Annotated in this window: 14 protein-coding genes; 10 read left to right on the top strand and 4 right to left on the bottom strand. The window is 60.6% G+C overall.

Annotated elements, in window-relative coordinates; all coding sequences use genetic code 11:
* Positions 1-48: 48 nt before the first annotated feature.
* Positions 49-1,269, bottom strand: a complete 1,221-nt coding sequence (gene mhpT / locus AC19YQ_RS21495) for a 3-(3-hydroxy-phenyl)propionate transporter MhpT (RefSeq protein WP_500595902.1) — start codon at positions 1,267-1,269, stop codon at positions 49-51.
* A gap of 298 nt (positions 1,270-1,567) precedes the next feature.
* Between mhpT and AC19YQ_RS21490 the strand changes: the two genes are divergently transcribed.
* Entirely contained in the window at positions 1,568-2,851 is a 1,284-nt protein-coding gene (locus AC19YQ_RS21490) for an OprD family porin (protein WP_326397785.1), read from the top strand.
* 236 nt (positions 2,852-3,087) lie between these two features.
* Here the strand turns inward: AC19YQ_RS21490 and AC19YQ_RS21485 are convergent, their stop codons facing one another.
* Entirely contained in the window at positions 3,088-3,576 is a 489-nt protein-coding gene (locus AC19YQ_RS21485) for a MarR family winged helix-turn-helix transcriptional regulator (protein WP_019822411.1), read from the bottom strand.
* A gap of 201 nt (positions 3,577-3,777) precedes the next feature.
* On the opposite strand from AC19YQ_RS21485, the gene AC19YQ_RS21480 reads away from it, so the two are divergent.
* The 8 genes from AC19YQ_RS21480 (at position 3,778) to AC19YQ_RS21445 (ending at position 15,622) form a co-directional block, all read left to right on the top strand.
* A complete protein-coding gene (locus tag AC19YQ_RS21480) occupies positions 3,778-4,608 on the top strand; it encodes a p-hydroxycinnamoyl CoA hydratase/lyase (RefSeq protein WP_019822412.1) in 831 nt (276 codons plus the stop codon).
* Positions 4,609-4,680: 72 nt separating this feature from the next.
* The gene (locus AC19YQ_RS21475) at positions 4,681-6,129 is read left to right on the top strand and encodes an aldehyde dehydrogenase (RefSeq protein WP_500595901.1); all 1,449 of its coding nucleotides are present in this window, start codon (positions 4,681-4,683) and stop codon (positions 6,127-6,129) included.
* Positions 6,130-6,226: 97 nt separating this feature from the next.
* A complete protein-coding gene (locus tag AC19YQ_RS21470; protein ID WP_500595900.1) occupies positions 6,227-8,110 on the top strand; it encodes a feruloyl-CoA synthase in 1,884 nt (627 codons plus the stop codon).
* The gene (locus AC19YQ_RS21465; RefSeq protein WP_500595899.1) at positions 8,107-9,348 is read left to right on the top strand and encodes a thiolase family protein; all 1,242 of its coding nucleotides are present in this window, start codon (positions 8,107-8,109) and stop codon (positions 9,346-9,348) included. Before AC19YQ_RS21470 ends, AC19YQ_RS21465 begins: the two co-directional genes overlap by 4 nt.
* Positions 9,349-9,357: 9 nt before the next feature.
* Positions 9,358-11,115, top strand: a complete 1,758-nt coding sequence (locus AC19YQ_RS21460) for an acyl-CoA dehydrogenase (protein ID WP_500595898.1) — start codon at positions 9,358-9,360, stop codon at positions 11,113-11,115.
* Between the two features lie 445 nt (positions 11,116-11,560).
* A complete protein-coding gene (locus tag AC19YQ_RS21455; protein WP_500595897.1) occupies positions 11,561-12,898 on the top strand; it encodes an MFS transporter in 1,338 nt (445 codons plus the stop codon).
* A gap of 115 nt (positions 12,899-13,013) precedes the next feature.
* A complete protein-coding gene (locus AC19YQ_RS21450; protein WP_500595896.1) occupies positions 13,014-14,240 on the top strand; it encodes an OprD family porin in 1,227 nt (408 codons plus the stop codon).
* A gap of 668 nt (positions 14,241-14,908) precedes the next feature.
* Positions 14,909-15,622, top strand: coding sequence for a GntR family transcriptional regulator (locus AC19YQ_RS21445; protein ID WP_133078537.1), 714 nt, complete (start codon positions 14,909-14,911; stop codon positions 15,620-15,622).
* A 3-nt stretch (positions 15,623-15,625) separates the two neighbouring features.
* Here AC19YQ_RS21445 and AC19YQ_RS21440 read toward each other — a convergent pair whose 3' ends face one another.
* On the bottom strand, positions 15,626-16,576 hold the full coding sequence (locus tag AC19YQ_RS21440) for a PDR/VanB family oxidoreductase (RefSeq protein ID WP_500595895.1): 951 nt from the start codon (positions 16,574-16,576) through the stop codon (positions 15,626-15,628).
* A 64-nt stretch (positions 16,577-16,640) separates the two neighbouring features.
* Complete coding sequence (locus tag AC19YQ_RS21435) at positions 16,641-17,699, bottom strand: Rieske 2Fe-2S domain-containing protein (protein WP_133078539.1); 1,059 nt, start codon at positions 17,697-17,699, stop codon at positions 16,641-16,643.
* Between the two features lie 310 nt (positions 17,700-18,009).
* Here AC19YQ_RS21435 and AC19YQ_RS21430 point away from each other — a divergent pair.
* Positions 18,010-19,091, top strand: a 1,082-nt coding sequence (locus AC19YQ_RS21430) for a sugar transporter (protein ID WP_500595894.1), incomplete at its 3' end; no start/stop codon positions are given.

Below are 19,091 nucleotides of genomic sequence, written 5' to 3'. Positions count from 1 at the left end.
AACAAACACGCTGTCGAGACGCTCCAAGCCACAGAGCGCAGCCTTGGGTTATTGGTCAGCGGCCACAAATCCCGGTTTCAGGCTCGCACTTTGATGGGCGCGGGTAATCACCGTGATGACCGCCAATGCCGCAATGACCAGTCCCGGTGAAGTCGCCAGCAGCACCCCGGTCGTTCCGGCCCCGGCGGCGAGGATCTGACCTGCGGCCAAGGGACCTGCAACCGAACCCAGGCGCCCGATAGCGACCGCAGCGCCGACGCCGGTTGCCCGTACGGCGGTCGGGTACAGTGGCGGAGCCATTGCATACAGCACCAGCTGCGCCGCCATGACAAACAGGCCCACGGCAAAGCCTGCGGTGGCCACGGGCACAATCCCTACCGAAAAGCCGATCCCGGCCAGTGATGCCAGTAGCCCGGCATAGACGCCCAGAACCACCTTGATCGGGTTGCAGCGGTCCAGCAGCAGGCCACCGAGCAAGGAGCCCAAGGCACCGCCTATGTTGAACAGCATTTGCACCATGCCCGCTTGCGGTTTGGTAAAGCCCTGGGCGAGCAGCAGCGTGGGCAGCCAGTTCAGCAGCATGTACATCACGGTCAGGGTAAAGAAGTAACTGAGCCACAACGCCAGGGTCGAACGGCCACGACCTTCACCAAACAGTGCCTGGCCCGTGGACACGCGCAAAGCCTGACTGACGTCCTGGCGGAAAACCCGGGACTCGGGCAGCAGCATGATCATCAGCGGCACCACCAGCAACGGGGCCAGCCCGCCGATGATAAAGGTGGTCTGCCAGTGGTCATGGGAGAACATCGCCACTACCGCTGCCAATGCGCCGCCCAGTGGCACGCCGCAATACATGATGCTGATCGCTGTGCCACGACGGCGTTCGTCGACCGCTTCGGCACACAGGGCGATCAGGTTGGGCAGGGCAGCACCCAGGCCAAGGCCCGTCATGAATCGCACCAGCAGCAAGTGGGAGTAGCTGTCTACATAGGCGGTCAACAGGGAGAAGACGCCAAACAGGATGACCGCGCCGATGAGGATTTTTTTACGGCCGATTCGATCGGCAATCCAGCCGCCGAAGAACGCACCGGGCAGCAGGCCGATGATCCCGGCACTGAACACCCAGCCCATCATTTTCGGGTCCAGGGCAAAGGTTTGACGCAGGCCGGCGGCGGCAGTGCCCGCGGCTTGCAGGTCAAACCCTTCGATAAGCGCAACGATAAAGCACAAAGCGATTGTCAGCGTCGAACGATGCTGTGGAGTGTTCATGGACGAACCTCGTTATTGTTTTTGTAGGGGGGCTTTCTGCGAGCCAAATAAAGATTAACAAAGATAACTAAAAAAAGAAGCTGAGATTGTTATTGGCTTCAAAATGAGATTTAAGGTGTTTAAGACGGGCTTTAAGCCCGTATCTGTCAGTGATTATCAAAACTAGATAAGAAACATAATGTTCGATTATCGGTCATTTATGATTGACGTTGCTTTGACTTGTTTCCATTCTCTGGCTCAGGAAACGCCAAGAGAGCGTTCTGGTTCTGTCAAAAACAACAATAAATGGACATTCAATATGCATACGCTCAACCAAGGCGCCCTGCGCTTGTTCCCGCTTTCGTGCATTGCCCTGTGCCTGTTCAGCACCCCGGTTTGGGCCCAGGGATTTATCGAAGATAGTCACGGCACCCTGACCTTGCGCAACTACTACATGGACCGTGATTACAAGGACGGTGGCGCCAAGACCGCAGCGCGGGAATGGGCCCAGGGCTTCATTGCCAACATGGAGTCGGGCTTTACCGAGGGTACGGTCGGTTTCGGGCTGGATGTGCGTGGTCTGCTGGGGGTCAAGCTGGACTCTTCGCCTGACCGCAGCGGCACCGAACTGTTGCCGGTCAATAGTGACAAACAGGCTGCGGATGAGTACTCGCGACTGGCCTTCACCGGCAAGCTGCGTTTTAGCCAGACCACGCTCAAGACCGGTGACGTGTCGATTTTTCTGCCGTTTGCCTTTGCCAGCCCGTCGCGGCTATTGCCCCAGACCTTTCGCGGGACCACCGTCAGCTCCAAAGAAATTGACGGCCTGACCTTCAACACCGGTTATATCGACGCGATCAACAAACGTGACTCCACCAACTACCAGGCCATGACCATCGCGTCCCCCAATGGCCGATTCAAGGGCTCGGCTGAAACCTCGCACCTGGCTTACGGCGGTGGTGATTATCAGGTCAACAAGAACCTGAGCGTGCGCGCCTACCATGTCGAGGTGGCGGATTTGTACAAGCAAAGCACCCTGGCATTGCTGCACGACCTGCCCCTGGGTGATGGCGTGCTGACCACCGACCTGCGCAGTTTTTTCAGTGATGAGGCGGGCAGTGCCAAAGCAGGCAAGGTCGACAACATCAACGCATCGGCGCTGTTGGGTTATCGGCTGGGTGGGCATCGTTTAAGTGTGGGCTACATGCACTCCAGCGGTGATACGGCGACGCCTTACATCTCGGGTACAGAATTGATGGGCATGAGCGAAATGACCATGAGTTCGGACTTTCTCAATGCCAAGGAGCGCACCTGGCAAGCCATTTACGACTACGACTTCACGGCGGTGGGGGTGGTGGGATTGAAAGGGCGGTTGCGTTATGTGCGCGGTGACAATATCGAACTGGCGTCCTTGAATGCGGATGATCGCAAGGAGCGCGAGTTTCAGATGGAACTGGGGTACGTGATCCAGAGCGGGCCGCTGAAAAACCTGGGTCTTTTGGCGAGGAAGTCTATTTACCGAAACGACTTCCCGACAGGTGCGGCCTTTCGCGATGAAAACCAGACCCGCTTTCTGGCCATCTATACCTTGCCGATCTGGTAGGGGCGGTTTTGCGACCGCTGCGCGCTCGAACGTAGCCTCGTACTACTCGTCAACTGCTACGCAGCATTCGTAGCAGCTGACGAGCCGTGCGAGGCTGCGTCCGGCTGCGAAGCAGTCGTGAAATTAGCTAGCACGGTTAATCAGGCACTGCGCGTGTTGCGGTTTTGCGACCGCTGCGCGCTCGAACGTAGCCTCGTTCTACTCGTCAACTGCTACGCAGCGCCTACAGCCCCGGCCTACTCCTGATACACCTTTTTCAGCAGGCGCAGCAGTTCTTCACGCTCGGCGCTATCCAGCGCCGAGGTCGCGTCAATGTCGCTTTGGGCAGCGATGGCCTTGAGCTCTTTGAGCAGGGCTTCCCCGGTCTTGCTCAGGAAGATGCCGTAGGAGCGCTTGTCGGGTTTGCAACGAACCCGTACCGCCAACGCCCGACTCTCCAGTTTGTTCAGCAATGGCACCACTTGCGGGGGCTCAATCGCCAGCGCACGGGCCAGGTCTGCCTGCATCAGGCCGGGATGCTGGTCAATGATCGCCATTGCCGAAAACTGCGCCGGGCGCAGGTCATGGGCCGACAGTCGGCTGATCAGGTTCTGGAACAGCTTTAACTGGGCGCGACGCATGGCATAGCCGATCAGTTCGTCCAGCGCGGTGTCCAGGGGGGCCTGTACGTCCGGGCTTTCAGGCAGGGCCTCTTGGGCGACGACAGGGGTGGCTGACTTGGCCATAAATAGAGGGGTCCTTGCTCGAATGAAGTTAATAAACCTATCTAGTTTGCCGCGGTTGAAGGTTGATAGCCATCGCTGCGTTATTTTACGTGCGGTTGCCGCCAAAAAATTTGGTTAATTTAATTAATGGTTAATTGACATAACTAATTTTGCCGGTTAGTTTTTACTCATCTTCAAGCGAACAACAAGAGAGCAATCGCTATGAGCCAATACGAAGGCCGCTGGAAAACCGTCAAAGTCGAAATCGAAGACAGCATCGCCTGGGTGATTCTCAATCGTCCGGAAAAACGCAATGCCATGAGCCCGACCCTGAACCGTGAAATGATCGACGTGCTGGAAACCCTCGAGCAGGACCCGCAGGCAGGCGTGTTGGTGTTGACCGGTGCGGGCGATGCCTGGACGGCGGGCATGGACTTGAAAGAGTACTTTCGCGAAGTGGACGCCGGTCCCGAGATTCTTCAGGAGAAAATCCGCCGTGAAGCGTCGCAGTGGCAATGGAAGTTGCTGCGCATGTACGCCAAGCCAACAATTGCCATGGTCAATGGCTGGTGCTTTGGTGGCGGCTTCAGCCCGCTGGTGGCGTGCGACCTGGCCATCTGCGCCGACGAGGCAACGTTTGGCCTGTCGGAAATCAACTGGGGCATTCCACCGGGCAACTTGGTCAGCAAGGCAATGGCAGACACCGTAGGCCACCGCCAGTCGCTGTACTACATCATGACCGGTAAGACCTTCGACGGGCGTAAAGCCGCCGAGATGGGCCTGGTCAATGAGAGCGTGCCGCTGGCGCAGCTGCGTGAAGTCACCATTGAACTGGCGCGCAACCTGCTGGAGAAAAACCCGGTTGTTCTGCGTGCGGCCAAACATGGCTTCAAGCGCTGCCGCGAGCTGACCTGGGAGCAGAACGAAGATTACCTGTACGCCAAGCTCGACCAGTCGCGACTGCTGGACACCGAAGGCGGGCGTGAGCAGGGCATGAAGCAATTCCTCGATGACAAGAGCATCAAGCCAGGCCTGCAAGCCTACAAGCGCTAATCTCGCTGTTCAGGGTGCGCCGGTCGCACCCTGTAAATGAATTCCCGATAACGACAATAAAGAGGAATCACCATGTTGGACGTGCCCCTGCTCATCGGCGGAAAGTCGTGCCCGGCCCGTGATGGCCGAACGTTCGAGCGCTGCAACCCGGTGACGGGTGAGGTGGTGTCACGCGTGGCCGCCGCCACTCTGGAAGATGCCGATGCCGCAGTTGCCGCGGCTCAGGCTGCTTTTCCTGCCTGGGCCGCGCTGGCGCCCAATGAACGGCGTACGCGGCTGCTCGCTGCTGCCGAGTTGATGCAGGCACGGGCGAGCGAGTTTATCGAGGCGGCGGGTGAAACCGGGGCCATGGCCAACTGGTATGGGTTCAACGTCAAGCTGGCGGCCGGCATGCTTCGTGAGGCCGCTTCCATGACCACCCAGATCAACGGCGAAGTGATCCCTTCCGATGTGCCCGGCAGTTTTGCGATGGCCTTGCGTCAACCCTGTGGCGTGATCCTGGGCATCGCGCCCTGGAATGCCCCGGTGATTCTTGCCACCCGTGCGCTGGCCATGCCGCTGGCGTGCGGCAACACCGTGGTGCTCAAGGCTTCCGAGCTGAGCCCGGCCGTTCACCGGCTGATTGGCCAGGTGTTGCAGGATGCGGGACTGGGGGATGGCGTGGTCAACGTCATCAGCAATGCTCCGGCTGATGCACCGGCGATTGTGGAGCGACTGATCGCCAATCCGGCGGTGCGCCGGGTCAACTTTACCGGCTCAACCCACGTGGGGCGCATTGTTGCCGAACTGGCAGCCCGTCACCTCAAGCCGGCCCTTCTGGAGCTGGGGGGCAAGGCGCCGTTTCTGGTGCTGGACGACGCTGACCTTGACGCCGCAGTCGACGCCGCAGCCTTTGGCGCTTACTTCAATCAGGGCCAGATCTGCATGTCCACCGAGCGGCTGATCGTGGACAACAAGGTGGCTGATGCCTTTATCGACAAGCTGGCAGCCAAGGTGGCCACCTTGCGCGCCGGTCATCCCCAGGCGGACGACTCGGTACTCGGCTCGCTGGTGGACGCCAGCGCCGGTGTGCGGATCAAGGCACTGATCGACGATGCGGTCGGCAAAGGCGCGCGGCTGGTGGTGGGCGGTCAGGTCGAGGGCAGCATCATGCAACCGGCGTTGCTCGATGGCGTAACCCCGAGCATGCGCCTGTACCGCGAAGAGTCCTTTGGCCCGGTTGCCGTGCTGCTGCGCGGGGACGGCGATGAGGCCTTGCTGAGTCTGGCCAACGATTCGGAGTTCGGGTTGTCGGCGGCTATTTTCAGTCGGGACACCGGGCGTGCCCTGGCACTGGCCCAGCGGGTCGAATCGGGCATTTGCCATATCAACGGCCCGACGGTCCACGATGAAGCGCAAATGCCTTTTGGTGGGGTCAAGTCCAGCGGTTACGGCAGTTTTGGCGGCAAGGCGTCGATCGAGCAATTCACCCAGTTGCGCTGGATCACCTTGCAGAACGGGCCGCGCCACTACCCGATCTGATCGTCTGCACAAGGCATAACAATAACAAGGAGCCATGCCTGCGCCATGCCGCTTAAGTGTCGGACGGGCAGCGCATGCCTTGATGGAGGAGCATGACGTGAGTTTCGAATTCAATTCCCCGGCCAAGTCCCCTACACCGACGCCACGTTATCGCGAGGTGGCCATCGGTCACCCGGCGGTCGAAGTGCTGGAGGTCGGCGGCATCTTGCACATGCGCTCCCTGGAAATCCTGGAGCCGATGCCCGAACGCTTGCTTGATCGCCTGGTGCACTGGGCGCAGATCCGGCCCGGGCACACCTTTATCGCTGCACGGGACGCTGATGGCCAATGGCGTCGCATCAGCTATGCCCAGATGCTGGAAGACGTTCGCGCCATTGCGCAAAGCCTGCTGGCCTATGGCCTGGGGGCAGAGCGTCCGCTGGCGATCCTGTCGGGCAACGATATTGAGCATTTGCAGATGGCGTTGGGGGCGATGTACGCCGGTATTCCTTACTGCCCGGTTTCGCCTGCCTATTCGTTGCTGTCCCAGGATTTTGCCAAGTTGCGCCATGTCTGCGACCTGTTGCAGCCGGGCCTGATCTATGTCAGTGACGCTTCGATCTATCAGCGTGCCGTGGACGCGGTATTGCCCGCAGACACGCCATTGGTAGCGGTCCGCGGCGAGATGGCGGGGCGGCCCCAGGTGAGCTTTGCCAGTTTGCTGGAGCAGCCGGGCGGCGCCGAGGCCCAGGCTGCGTTTATGGCGTCAGGCCCGGACAGCATCGCCAAATTTCTCTTCACTTCAGGCTCGACCAAGCTGCCCAAAGCGGTGATTACCACCCAGCGCATGCTTTGTGCCAATCAACAAATGCTGTTGCAGACCTTTCCGGTTTTTGCCGAAGAACCCCCGGTGCTGGTGGACTGGCTGCCCTGGAACCACACGTTTGGCGGCAGTCATAACCTCGGGATCGTCCTGTACAACGGCGGTACGCTGTACCTGGATGGCGGTAAACCAACGGCTCAGGGCTTTGCCGAAACCCTGCGCAACCTCAAGGAAATCTCGCCAACTGCCTACCTCACCGTGCCTAAAGGCTGGGAAGAACTGGTCACGGCGCTGGAAACCGACAGCGAGTTGCGCGAGCGTTTTTTTGCCCGCATCAAACTGTTCTTTTTCGCCGCCGCGGGCCTTTCGCAAAGTATCTGGGACCGCCTCGACCGGGTTGCCGAGCAACACTGTGGCGAACGCATCCGCATGATGGCCGGGCTGGGCATGACCGAGGCTTCGCCTTCATGCACCTTCACCACCGGGCCGTTGTCGATGGCCGGTTACATCGGTCTGCCGGCGCCGGGCTGTGAGGTCCGTCTGGTACCGGTGGATGGCAAGCTGGAAGGGCGCTTTCGCGGCCCGCACATCATGCCCGGTTACTGGCGCGCCCCCGAGCAGAGTGCCGAGGCGTTTGACGATGAAGGTTTTTACCGCTCCGGTGACGCCATCAAGCTGGCCGATCCTTGCAACCCGCAATGGGGGTTGATGTTCGACGGGCGGCTGGCCGAGGACTTCAAATTGTCATCCGGGGTGTTTGTCAGTGTGGGGCCGCTGCGTAACCGGGCCGTGCTCGAAGGTTCGCCCTATGTTCAGGATCTGGTGATCGCAGCGCCGGATCGCGAATGCCTTGGTGCGTTGGTATTTGCCCGGCTGTACGAGTGCCGACAGTTATCGGGCTTGCCTGCTGACGCCAGCGACGCGCAGGTGTTGGCCAGTGAACCGGTGCGCCAGTGGTTTGCTGACTGGTTGCAGCGGCTCAATCTTCAGGCCAGTGGCAATGCCAGTCGCCTGGAATGGATCGCGCTGCAGGATGAGGCCGCGTCGATCGATCGCGGTGAAATCACCGACAAGGGTTCGATCAATCAGCGTGCAGTGCTGCAATGGCGAGCGGCGCATGTGGAAGCGCTTTATCGCGGGCAGGCGCCTTCGATCCTGCGTGCTGGCAAGCCGTCGTGAGCCCTGGGGGGCAGTACTCGGCATTCACCGATGTCGCCATTCTTGAGGCGGTTCGTACCCCGTGGGTCGACCTGGGCGGGGCATTGGCCCAGGTTTCACCGATCGACATGGGGATCAAGGTCGCCCGTGAGGTACTGGCCCGTGCCGGGCTGGACGGAGGGGCAGTGGACTCGGTACTGGCGGGTTCAATGGCCCAGGCCAGCTTCGATGCGTACATGTTGCCGCGTCATATCGGCCTCTACAGCGGTGTGGCGCAACAGGTGCCTGCCCTGGCGGTGCAGCGTATTTGCGCCACAGGGTTTGAACTGTTGCGCCAGGCTGCCGGGCAGTTGCATGACGGCATGGAACTGGCGCTGTGCGTGGGCACGGAGTCCATGTCCCGCAACCCGATTGCCGCCTACACCCATCGCGGTGGATTCCGCCTGGGGGCATCGGTCGAGTTCAAGGATTTTCTCTGGGAAGCACTGTACGACCCGGCTCCCGGCGTGGACATGATCGCCACGGCGGAAAACCTGGCCACGGAGTACGGCCTGAGCCGTGAGGCCGTGGACGGCTATGCCCTCAATAGTCACCAGCAGGCACTTCACGCCCAGGCCAGCGGCTGGCTGGGGGATGAAATCGTCACCCTGCGCAATGAAGTGTTTGAGCTGGAAGGCTACCAGCCGCGGGGTATCAGCCTGCCGCGTCGATGTGAGTCGGTCAGCCTCGACAGCCATCCGCGATCCACCGACGCCGCGGCCCTGGCCAGGCTGGGGGCCATTCACCCAGGGGGTGTGCAGACGGCGGGTAACAGTTGCGCAGTGGTGGATGGCGCTGCTGCCGCGCTGGTCGCCCGTGCATCGGCGGGGCAGCCGGCCCTGGCCAATTTACTGGCGACGGCGGTGGTCGGTGTTGCGCCACAACGGATGGGGATCGGCCCGGTGCCTGCGATCCAGTTGTTGCTCAAACGCAGCGGTTTGGCGCTGGACGCGATTGATCTGTTTGAAATCAACGAGGCGCAGGGCGCACAGGTTCTGGCGGTGGCACAGGCACTGGAACTGGACCGGCAAAAACTCAATTGCCGTGGCGGCTCCATTGCCCTGGGGCATCCCCTGGCCGCCACCGGCCTGCGCCTGGTGCTGACCCTGGCCCGGCAACTGCGCGAGCAGAATCTGCGTTATGGCATTGCCGCTGCGTGTGTCGGGGGTGGCCAGGGCATGGCGGTACTGATCGAGAATCCGCATTTTTCCACGATTTGAGGTTTTCCCATGTGGCAATACCAGGCGCCGCTGCGCGACATGCAATTTGTGATTGAACACTGGCTTGAGGCCCCACGGGCCTGGGCGCAAACAGAGCGCTTCCAGGACCTCGATCTGGCGCTGGCCCGCCAGGTGCTTGAAGAAGCCGGGCGGTTCAGCGCTCAGGTGCTTGCGCCGATCAACAGCAGTGGCGACCGCCAGGGATGTAGTTTCGACGCGGGCCGGGTGACGACGCCCGCCGGATTTGTCGAGGCGTATCGTGTCTACACCGAAGGCGGGTGGTCAGCCCTGGCGTGCGATGAGGCCTACGGCGGGCAGGGCTTGCCGCAGCTGCTCGACGCGGCGCTGCAGGAAATGCTCTATGCCAGCAATCATGGCTGGGCCATGTACACCGGCATCGCCCATGGTGCCTACCTGTGCCTCAAGGCCCATGCCCCGCAGTGGATCAAGGCGCGTTATTTGCCGCAGATTGTCAGCGGTGAAGTCTTGCCCACCATGTGCCTGACCGAGCCGCAGGCAGGCAGCGACGTCGGCCTGCTGCGCTGTCGTGCCGAACCGCAAGACGACGGCAGTTATCGTGTGAGCGGCAGCAAGCTGTTTATCTCTGGCGGCGAACACGACCTGAGCGCAAATATCCTGCATCTGGTGTTGGCGCGACTACCCGGTGCGCCTGCTGGCAGCCGGGGCATTTCGCTGTTTCTGGTGCCCAAGCTGCTGGACCACCATCAGGTCAACACCGTGCGTTGCGACGGTATCGAACACAAAATGGGGATCAAGGGCAGCGCAACCTGTTCGCTGGTGTTCGAGCAGGCACAAGGCTGGCTGATTGGCGAGGCCAATCGCGGTCTGGCGGCGATGTTCGTGATGATGAACTCGGCGCGGCTGCACGTGGGTCTGCAGGGACTGGGACACGCCGAAGCGGCGTGGCAGAACGCTCGCGACTATGCCCTGGAACGCAAGCAGATGCGTGCGCCGGTGCGGCCTGTCGGGGTCAGTGCCGACGCCGCCGACCCGATCCATTTTCACCCGGCCATGCGCCGCACCTTGCTGGAGTTGCGCGCCTGCACCGAGGGGATGCGGGCCGTGGGCTATTGGGTGGCGCATCTGCTCGATGAGGCTGAGCACCAAGAGAGCCCGGCCGAGCGACAGCGCGCCCTGCAACTGGCAGAACTGCTGACGCCCGTGATCAAGGCGTTTTTCACCGACCAGGGGTTTCGCCAGGCCAGCAACGCTTTGCAGGTGTTCGGCGGTTACGGCTATGTCAGCGAGTTCGCGATCGAGCAAACCCTGCGCGACAGCCGGATCGCGATGATTTATGAGGGGAGCAACGAGATCCAGGCCAATGACTTGCTGTTGCGCAAAGTGCTGGGTGATGACGGCCGGGCGTTTGCCGAGTTGCTGGCGGTGATGCGCCAGGAGTCCGCGCTGGCCCTGGAGGCCTCGGAGTGTGCCGGTTTTGGCACTGAGCTGGAGCGATTGTGCGACAAGCTTGAAGCGGTGGTGGGCGCAGTTCGTGAGCGCGCTGGCGAGGAGGTCGAGTATCCCTATCGGGTTGCCGGGGACTTTTTGCGGTTGTGCGGGGTGGCCCTGCTGGGGTTTGCTTGGGTACGAGGGGCGCGGGTGTCCCGTTTGCTGCCCGACAGCGACCCTGTACGCGCCGGCAAGCTACAGACCGCGCAGTTCTTTTTTGCCTATGTATTGCCAGAAGCCGACTACCGAATCGCCTCCATTCGTGGCGCACAGGCGAGCCTGGCGTTTGTCGAGTGATACCCGGAAAACACTGCTTCAGTGGATCCAATAAATCGATTTTCAAGTGACTAATACTGGGTTCGTGGCCAGACAGGATTTCTGGCTACGAGATTGGTCGATAATCGAACGCTAAAGTGTAGAGGGTCTTTGTAATGCAACGTATTGTATTTAAAGGAAAAAATTAATATACCTGCGCCGGTTTCAGGATCTGAGGGCCGGGGTTATTGAGATTGTGACAATCCCTCATATTGCCTGTGGATCCATTAACGGGTTGACTAGCGCCCTGGCGATGGCTGGATTCCTTCCTGACCGTCGCCCATAAAAATTACAAAAAAAAGGGTCTCGTCATGAAAGGCTTATCCAGAGCACAGAACTGTCAGGGTTCTGTCCGCTTTATGTCTGCGCGCACTGCCGTGTTTTGCGTTTGCCTTGCCCGGGTCGCTTGCGACAGGCAGGTGCAATGATGGATATCGATCTGAAAGCTCGCGTGGATAACGGTCCGATGGTGCGGTTTCAATGGCTCGCCATCGGGATCTGCATCGTGTTGAACATGATCGATGGCTTTGATGTGCTGGTGATGGCGTTCACGGCGGCTTCGGTGTCGGCCGAGTGGGGCTTGAGCGGGGCGCAAATCGGCATGTTGCTCAGTGCCGGGCTGTTTGGCATGGCGGCGGGTTCACTGTTTCTCGCCCCCTGGGCCGACCGCATCGGTCGACGCCCATTGATCCTGTTGTGCCTGGTGGTCAGCGGCACGGGCATGCTGCTGTCGGCGTTGAGCCAGATACCGGTGCAGTTGGCGCTGCTGCGCGGGCTCACGGGGCTGGGGATTGGCGGGATTCTGGCCAGCAGCAACGTGATTGCCAGCGAGTACGCCAGCAAGCGCTGGCGCGGCCTGGCAGTGAGTCTGCAATCCACCGGCTATGCCCTGGGCGCCACCCTGGGCGGTTTGCTGGCAGTCTGGTTGTTGACCCATTGGGGCTGGCGTTCGGTGTTTGTCTTCGGCGGGGTTGTGACCTTTGCGGTGATCCCGCTGGTGTTGCTGTGGCTGCCCGAGTCGCTGGACTTTTTGCTGGCGCGCCGCCCGGCCACGGCCTTGCAGCGTATCAATAGCCTGGCCCGACGCCTGGGTCAGCCAGCCTTGAGCCAGATGCCTGCTGCGGTGGTGAGTCCGGCGGGTGCCAGTACTGGCCTGGCCAAGCTTCTGGCGCCCGCCATGCGCCGCACCACGCTGCTGATCTGGCTGTTGTTCTTCCTCGTGATGTTCGGCTTTTACTTTGTGATGAGCTGGACGCCAAAACTGCTGGTGTCGGCCGGGCTTTCGGCGCAACAGGGCATTACCGGCGGCGTGCTGTTGAGCGTGGGCGGGATCTTTGGCGCGGCGCTGATCGGCGGCTTGTCATCGCGCTGGCCGCTGACCCGGGTGCTGTCGCTGTTCATGCTGATTACCGCGGGCTTGCTGGTGCTGTTTGTCGGCTCGGGGTCTTCGGTCATGGCCGCGTTGGGGCTTGGATTGCTGATCGGGCTGTTTTCCAATGGCTGCGTTGCCGGGCTCTATGCATTGTCGCCAGTGGTGTATGACGCATCCGTACGAGCAACGGGCGTGGGCTGGGGGATCGGCATTGGGCGTATCGGCGCGATCCTGTCGCCCATTGTGGCCGGTTTTCTGCTGGATGCCGGCTGGCAGCCCCTGCACCTGTATGGCGTGTTTGCCATCGTGTTCGTGTTCGTGATCGCGGCCGGTTGCTTGCTGCTGCTCAAGCCGTCGACTTCGCAGGCACAACCGGCGCTGGCCCAGGCCTGATTCAACCTTCTGATCAATGCCCGGCCTGGCCGGGCGCATACCCTTATCTATTTGTCTGGGCGGGCTGTATCAGCTGCGGGGAGCGGCTGCGCCCAACAATCGGAGAACAATAATAATGAAGATGCTTACAGGTTTGCTGTCGTTGTCGGTGTGTGCCTCGGCAATGGCCCAGGATGAAGGGTTTTTTGACGGCGCGAAGGCCGATTTGATGCTGCGCAACTACTACTTCAATCGTGATTTTCGTGACCACAGCGCCGGCAAAAGCAAGGTGGATGAATGGGCGCAGGGCTTTATTCTGAAATTCAGCTCCGGTTACACCCCGGGGCCTGTGGGTTTTGGCCTGGAAGGGATTGCCATGCTTGGGGTCAAGCTCGACAGCAGTCGCGTGGCCAGTGGTTCCGAACTGCTGCCGGTGAACAGCGATGGTCGCGCGGCCGATAACTTTGGCCGGGCAGGGCTGGCGGCCAAGGCGCGTTTTTCGGAAACGGAAGTGAAGGTTGGCGAATTGCTGCCGGATGTTCCGGTGTTGCGCTACGACGATGGGCGACTGCTGCCGCAGACCTTCCGTGGCGCCATGCTGGTGTCCAGGGAGATTGAAGGCCTGGGGCTGCAGGCGGGGCAATACCGGGCCGTGAGCCTGCGCAACTCTTCGGACATGCAGGATCTGGCGGCGTGGGCTGCGCCGGGCGTGACCTCCGACCGATTCACCTATGCGGGGGCTGAGTACCGTTTCAATGAGCAGCGTACCCAGGTGGGGGCGTGGCATTCGCAGTTGGCGGATATCTATCAGCAAAGCTATTTCAATCTGCTGCACAAACAGCCGATGGGTGACTGGGTGCTGGGCGCCAATCTGGGTTACTTCATCGACAAGGACGATGGCAGCGCGCGTATCGGTCGGGTCAGCAGCCGCACAGCGTATGGATTGTTCTCCGCGGCTACGGGCGGGCACACGTTGTACCTGGGGTTGCAGCGGGTCAGCGGGGACAGCGGCTGGATGTCGGTGTACGGCAGCAGCGGGCGCACGCTGGGCAACGACATGTTCAACGGTAACTTCAGCAATGCCGACGAGCGCTCCTGGCAAGCGCGTTACGACTACAACTTTGCCGCGCTTGGGGTGCCTGGATTGCTGGCGATGGTTCGCTATGGTCATGGCGACAACGCCACCACCAAACAGGGGGCTAACGGCAAGGAATGGGAGCGCGATACCGAAGTCGGCTATACGTTCCAGAGCGGCACGCTGAAGAACCTCAGCTTGCGCGTCAACAACGCCACCAACCGTCGCAGCTTCAACAGCGACTTCGACCAGACCCGTGTGATCGTGAGTTATCCGTTGTCGATGTAGGGGGGGCTGCGATGCAGGTCGTGCGGTGTGTCTGTCGAACCGCGTGGATACCATCGCGAGCAAGCCCGCTCCCACAAGGGGTGTGCCAGGCAGTAGATTCTGAGAATGGCGCACTGCCTGTGGGAGCTGGCAGTGCGGTGTGTCTGCGGAACCGCGTGGATACCATCGCGAGCAAGCCCGCTCCCACAGGGAGGTGTGCCAGGCAGTAGATTCTGAGACCGGCGCACTGCCTGTGGGAGCTGGCTTGCCTGCGATGCGGGCAGCTCGGTGTGTCTGTCGAATCGCGTCGATACCATCGCGAGCAAGCCCGCTCCCACAGGGGGGATGTGCCAGGCAGTAGATTATGAGAATGGCGCACTGCTTGTGGGAGCTGGCTTGCCTGCGATGCAGGTCGTGCGGTGTGTCTGCTGAACCGCGTCGATACCATCGCGAGCAAGCCCGCTCCCACAGGGGGGATGTTCCAGGCAGTAGATTATGAGAGCGGCGCACTGCCTGTGGGAGCTGGCAGTGCGGTGTGTCTGTGGAACCGCGTCGATACCATCGCGAGCAAGCCCGCTCCCACAAGGGGGTGTGCCAGGCAGTAGATGCTGAGGGATGTGCGCGCCGCTCAGTCTCTATGGCCGCTCATGCGTTACTATGGCCGCTCACGTTTTCTGGATGCTGCCTGGATGAGCAAACCCGGTCAATTGGTGCTGATTGCACTGCGCAAGATGATCGCCTCTGGCGAGCTTGCCGCTGGCGAACGCCTCATGGAAATTCCCACTGCCGAGTTGTTCGGCGTATCCCGCATGCCGGTACGCATGGCCTTTCGCACGCTTGAGCAGGAAGGCTTGCTGGTGCGTTTCGGCGGGCGCGGTTTTCAGGTGCGTTCGGTCAGTGCCAATGACATTGCGGGTGCGGTGGAGGTGCGCGGGGTGCTCGAAGGCCTGGCGGCACGTTTGACAGCCGAACGCGGGCTGTCGGGAGAGGCACGGGCCGCCCTGGAGTTGTGCCTGTTGCAAGGGGATGAGCTGTTCGATAAAGGCTTCGTCACCGAGGACGATCTTGAGGTCTATCACGACCTCAATATGCGCTTTCATCAGGTTATCGTTGAGGGCAGTCACAACCCGGCGATTGCCGATGCCCTGGCACGCAATGATCATTTGCCGTTTGCTTCCGTGACGGCGCTGGCGGTTGATCGCAAGGACATGGCCCGTGAATACCGGCGCTTCAACTATGCCCATATGCAGCATCATTCGGTGTTCGATGCGCTGGTCAGTCGCCAGGGTGCCCGCGCCGAAGCGATCATGCGCGAGCACGCCAACGCGACGTTGCGCTATGCCGAAATTTTCGGCTCGGCCACCGCCAATGAGCGGATGAAAGTGATCCACCGCTCCGATTGAGGTTCAGATATCCAGCACCAGCATGGGCGATTTCGAGCGCGAACAGCACGGAGTGAACTGATCGTTGCAAGCCTGCTCCTCTTCGGTGAGGAACATGTCGCGATGATCCGGAACGCCTCCCAGCACGCGGGTCAGGCACGTGCCGCATACCCCTTGCTCGCATGACATGGGTATATCGATGCCGTGACTTTCCAGGACCTGGACCACGGTTTTGTCCGCTGGAATATCGAAGACCTGGCCGGTGCTGCCCACCTTGACCGAAAAGCTGCCGTCGTTGCTGCTGTCAACCGGGGCGGCGGCGAAGTACTCACGGTGCAGGGCGTGCTCCTGCCAGTCTTGAGCGCGCGCACTGTCCAGAACATGCTGCATGAAGCCACCCGGGCCGCACACGTACAAGTGGGTGCCGGGCTGCGGGCTGGCCAGTACCTGGGCTGCATTCAGGGCGGTCTCTGGCTGCTCGTCGAAGTGCATGAACACCCGGTCGGCAAAAGGCGAGTTGCGCAGGCGCTCGATAAAGGCCGCCCGCTCGCTGGACCGGGCGCAGTAATGCAGTTCGAAATCTGCGCCGCTGTGGGCCAGGCGCTCCGCCATGCACAAAATCGGGGTGATCCCTATGCCCCCTGCAAACAGCAAGCTGCGGCGGGCTTCGTGGACCAGCGGGAACAGGTTGCGCGGTTCACTGATGCGCAGGCTATCGCCACGCTTGATCTGTTCATGCAGGCTTTGCGAGCCGCCCCGTGACGCCGGATCCCTGAGCACGCCAATCAGGTAGCGATGCTGTTCATCAGGATGGTTGCACAGGGAGTATTGGCGGATCAGTCCGCCGGGCAGGTGCACATCAATGTGCGATCCGGCACTGAACGCGGGCAGGGCGCTGCCATCGGCGCTGGCCAGCTCATAGGTGCAAATGCCCTGTGCTTCGTTGTTGCGAGATACCACCACCACATCAATCATGCTGCTTCCTCAAAGCGTTGCCATTGAGGGGGCTGGCCCACGTGCGCTCGCCCCCGTCCGGGAATTACTGCGCAGTGGCGATCAGGTGTGGCTCGGGTGTGCGTTCGCTGGCGATGATGCGGTCCAGGACGCGGCGTGACTGCACGCCGCCCGAGTCGATATTGAGCTTGAGCAATGCGCGTTGCGGGTGGTCCAGCAGGTTTTGTTGCTGTTGTTCGAGCATCTCCAGGTCTTCGCTGAAAATCTTGCCCTGGCCCTCGCGGATGGTCGCGGTGAGCGCCTGATCCTGAGGGTTGAAGTTGCGTGCCATCCCCCAGAAGTACCAGATCGAGGTGTCTGTTTCAGGGGTGATGAAATCGACCACGATGCTCGATGCCTTGAACTCGGGGGCTGCGTGGTAGCCGCCTTTGCCCGCGTGAGCGACCCCGACTTCGATCAAGACGTGGCTGGGTGGCGAGAAGCGGCAGATCTGCCAGCGGTCCACCGGCACATCGTCGGCCAGATTATTGCCGCGCAAGGCCATGCGCCAGAACGGCGGGGCCATGATGTTTTCCATGTGCCGCGCCGTGACGACTTCGTTGCCTTCAACCGTGGTGGTCGGGGCGACTTCGTCGATTTCCTTCTGGCCAATGCTGGAGGCGTGTACGTAGGTTTCGTGGGTCAGGTCCATCAGGTTGTCGATCATCAGGCGATAGTCGCAACCGATATGAAACAGGCCGCCGCCATAGGCCCATTCATCGCTCACCGCCCACTCCAGGTGGTGGATCAATGCAGGGTCGGCTTGATCCTGATCGCCGGGCCATACCCAGATAAAGCCGTAGCGTTCGACCACGGCATAGGTCTTGTTGCACGGGAAACCGCGTACCCGCTGTCCGGGCATCTCGACGGTTTTGCCGTCGCAGCCCATGACCAGCCCGTGATAGCCGCACACCAGGTTGCCGTTCTCGACATAACCCAGTGACAGGGGAGCACCGCGATGCGGGCAAAAGTTCTCGACAGCGGCGACTTTGTTTTCGTGGCCGCGATAAAAAACCATTTTCTCGCCGCAAATCTGCCGGCCCAAAGGCTTGTCGGTGATTTCATCGGGGGTGCATGCGACGTACCAGGTGTTTTTTGGGTACATGACCAATCTCCAGATCAGGTGTTATTGCTCTTATGGATCCATTAGGCGGCATTGGGATCTTTCAAGTCAATTTCACGCGGGAGTATTATTGGGTTTGAATGGGTGTTTTGGCGATTATCGAACACAAAATGCAAAGATAAGCGGTAACAGTGGATCCATTAAATAAATATGCAGGGAGTGCCGATGTTCATCAACAGCTCCCCGAGAAGGCTATAAACTACCGTCTGCGTGGTTCTGGCTCGAAGGGTCTGCAAGGGCGGTCGTGTCATGGGCTTGTTAGATCATCGATAGCGAGTAGTGCATTCTTTAAATGACCAACCCCACTTCTACCTCCAATGCCACCTGGCAGCCGGTCATCGCGCTGGCGCTGGCCGCCTTTGTGTTCAACACCACGGAATTTGTGCCTGTGGGGTTGTTGAGTGCGATTGGCGGCAGCTTTGATCTGTCCACTGCCAAGGTCGGACTGATGCTGACCATCTATGCGTGGGTGGTTTCGCTGGCATCGCTGCCCATCATGCTGCTGACCCGCAACGTCGAGCGCCGCAAGTTGTTGCTCGTGCTGTTCGGGCTGTTTATCGCCAGTCATGTGCTGTCGAGCCTGGCGGCCAACTTCGGCATTTTATTGTTGAGCCGGATCGGGGTAGCGTTGTCTCATGCCCTGTTCTGGTCCATTACGGCGTCACTGGCGGTGAGGCTGGCGCCAGAAGGCAAGGAGGTGCAAGCCTTGGGTCTGTTGGCGACGGGTACGTCGCTGGCGATGGTCATGGGTGTGCCGTTGGGTCGCTTGCTGGGTGAGGCGATGGGCTGGCGCACTACCTTTATCGTGATTGCGGTGCTTGCCGCAGTGCTGGTGTTTTGGCTGGCCAGGACCTTGCCGTTGTTGCCAAGCCAGAACTCGGGTTCCCTCAGAAGCCTGCCGGTGTTGTTCAAGCGACCTGCGCTGGTGGCGGTCTATGTGCTGACGGCGGTGGTGATCACGGCACAGTTCACTGCCTACAGCTACGTCGAGCCCTTTGTGCAGGGTGTGGCCGGCATGAGTGGCAGTACCGTTACCTTGATTCTGCTGCTGTTCGGCGGTGCGGGGATTATCGGTTCCCTTTGCTTCAGCTGGTTCCACAAGTACAGCCCGCAGGCTTTCCTGCTGATCGCTGTAGGTCTGATCGCGCTGAGCCTGCTGTTGCTGTTGCCGGCCAGCAACTGGATTGAATCCCTGGGTGTGTTGAGCATTATCTGGGGGATGGCGATCATGGGGTTTGGTTTGGCGATGCAGTCCAGGGTTCTGACACTGGCGCCCGATGCGACGGATGTGGCGATGGCCATGTTCTCGGGTATTTACAACATCGGGATCGGCGGGGGTGCGCTGCTGGGCAGTTCGGTGGGCAGCCATTTCGG

The organism is Pseudomonas sp. MF06569 (assembly GCF_059862735.1).
This window is presented reverse-complemented; position numbering and strand designations above follow the sequence as displayed.

Bases quoted from the DNA above. Each gene is read 5' to 3' on its own strand.
- mhpT (WP_500595902.1), bottom strand. From the start codon at position 1,269: ATGAACACTCCACAGCATCGTTCGACGCTGACAATCGCTTTGTGCTTT.
- AC19YQ_RS21490 (WP_326397785.1), top strand. From the start codon at position 1,568: ATGCATACGCTCAACCAAGGCGCCCTGCGCTTGTTCCCGCTTTCGTGC.
- AC19YQ_RS21485 (WP_019822411.1), bottom strand. From the start codon at position 3,576: ATGGCCAAGTCAGCCACCCCTGTCGTCGCCCAAGAGGCCCTGCCTGAA.
- AC19YQ_RS21480 (WP_019822412.1), top strand. From the start codon at position 3,778: ATGAGCCAATACGAAGGCCGCTGGAAAACCGTCAAAGTCGAAATCGAA.
- AC19YQ_RS21475 (WP_500595901.1), top strand. From the start codon at position 4,681: ATGTTGGACGTGCCCCTGCTCATCGGCGGAAAGTCGTGCCCGGCCCGT.
- AC19YQ_RS21460 (WP_500595898.1), top strand. From the start codon at position 9,358: ATGTGGCAATACCAGGCGCCGCTGCGCGACATGCAATTTGTGATTGAA.
- AC19YQ_RS21455 (WP_500595897.1), top strand. From the start codon at position 11,561: ATGGATATCGATCTGAAAGCTCGCGTGGATAACGGTCCGATGGTGCGG.
- AC19YQ_RS21450 (WP_500595896.1), top strand. From the start codon at position 13,014: ATGAAGATGCTTACAGGTTTGCTGTCGTTGTCGGTGTGTGCCTCGGCA.
- AC19YQ_RS21445 (WP_133078537.1), top strand. From the start codon at position 14,909: ATGAGCAAACCCGGTCAATTGGTGCTGATTGCACTGCGCAAGATGATC.
- AC19YQ_RS21440 (WP_500595895.1), bottom strand. From the start codon at position 16,576: ATGATTGATGTGGTGGTGGTATCTCGCAACAACGAAGCACAGGGCATT.
- AC19YQ_RS21435 (WP_133078539.1), bottom strand. From the start codon at position 17,699: ATGTACCCAAAAAACACCTGGTACGTCGCATGCACCCCCGATGAAATC.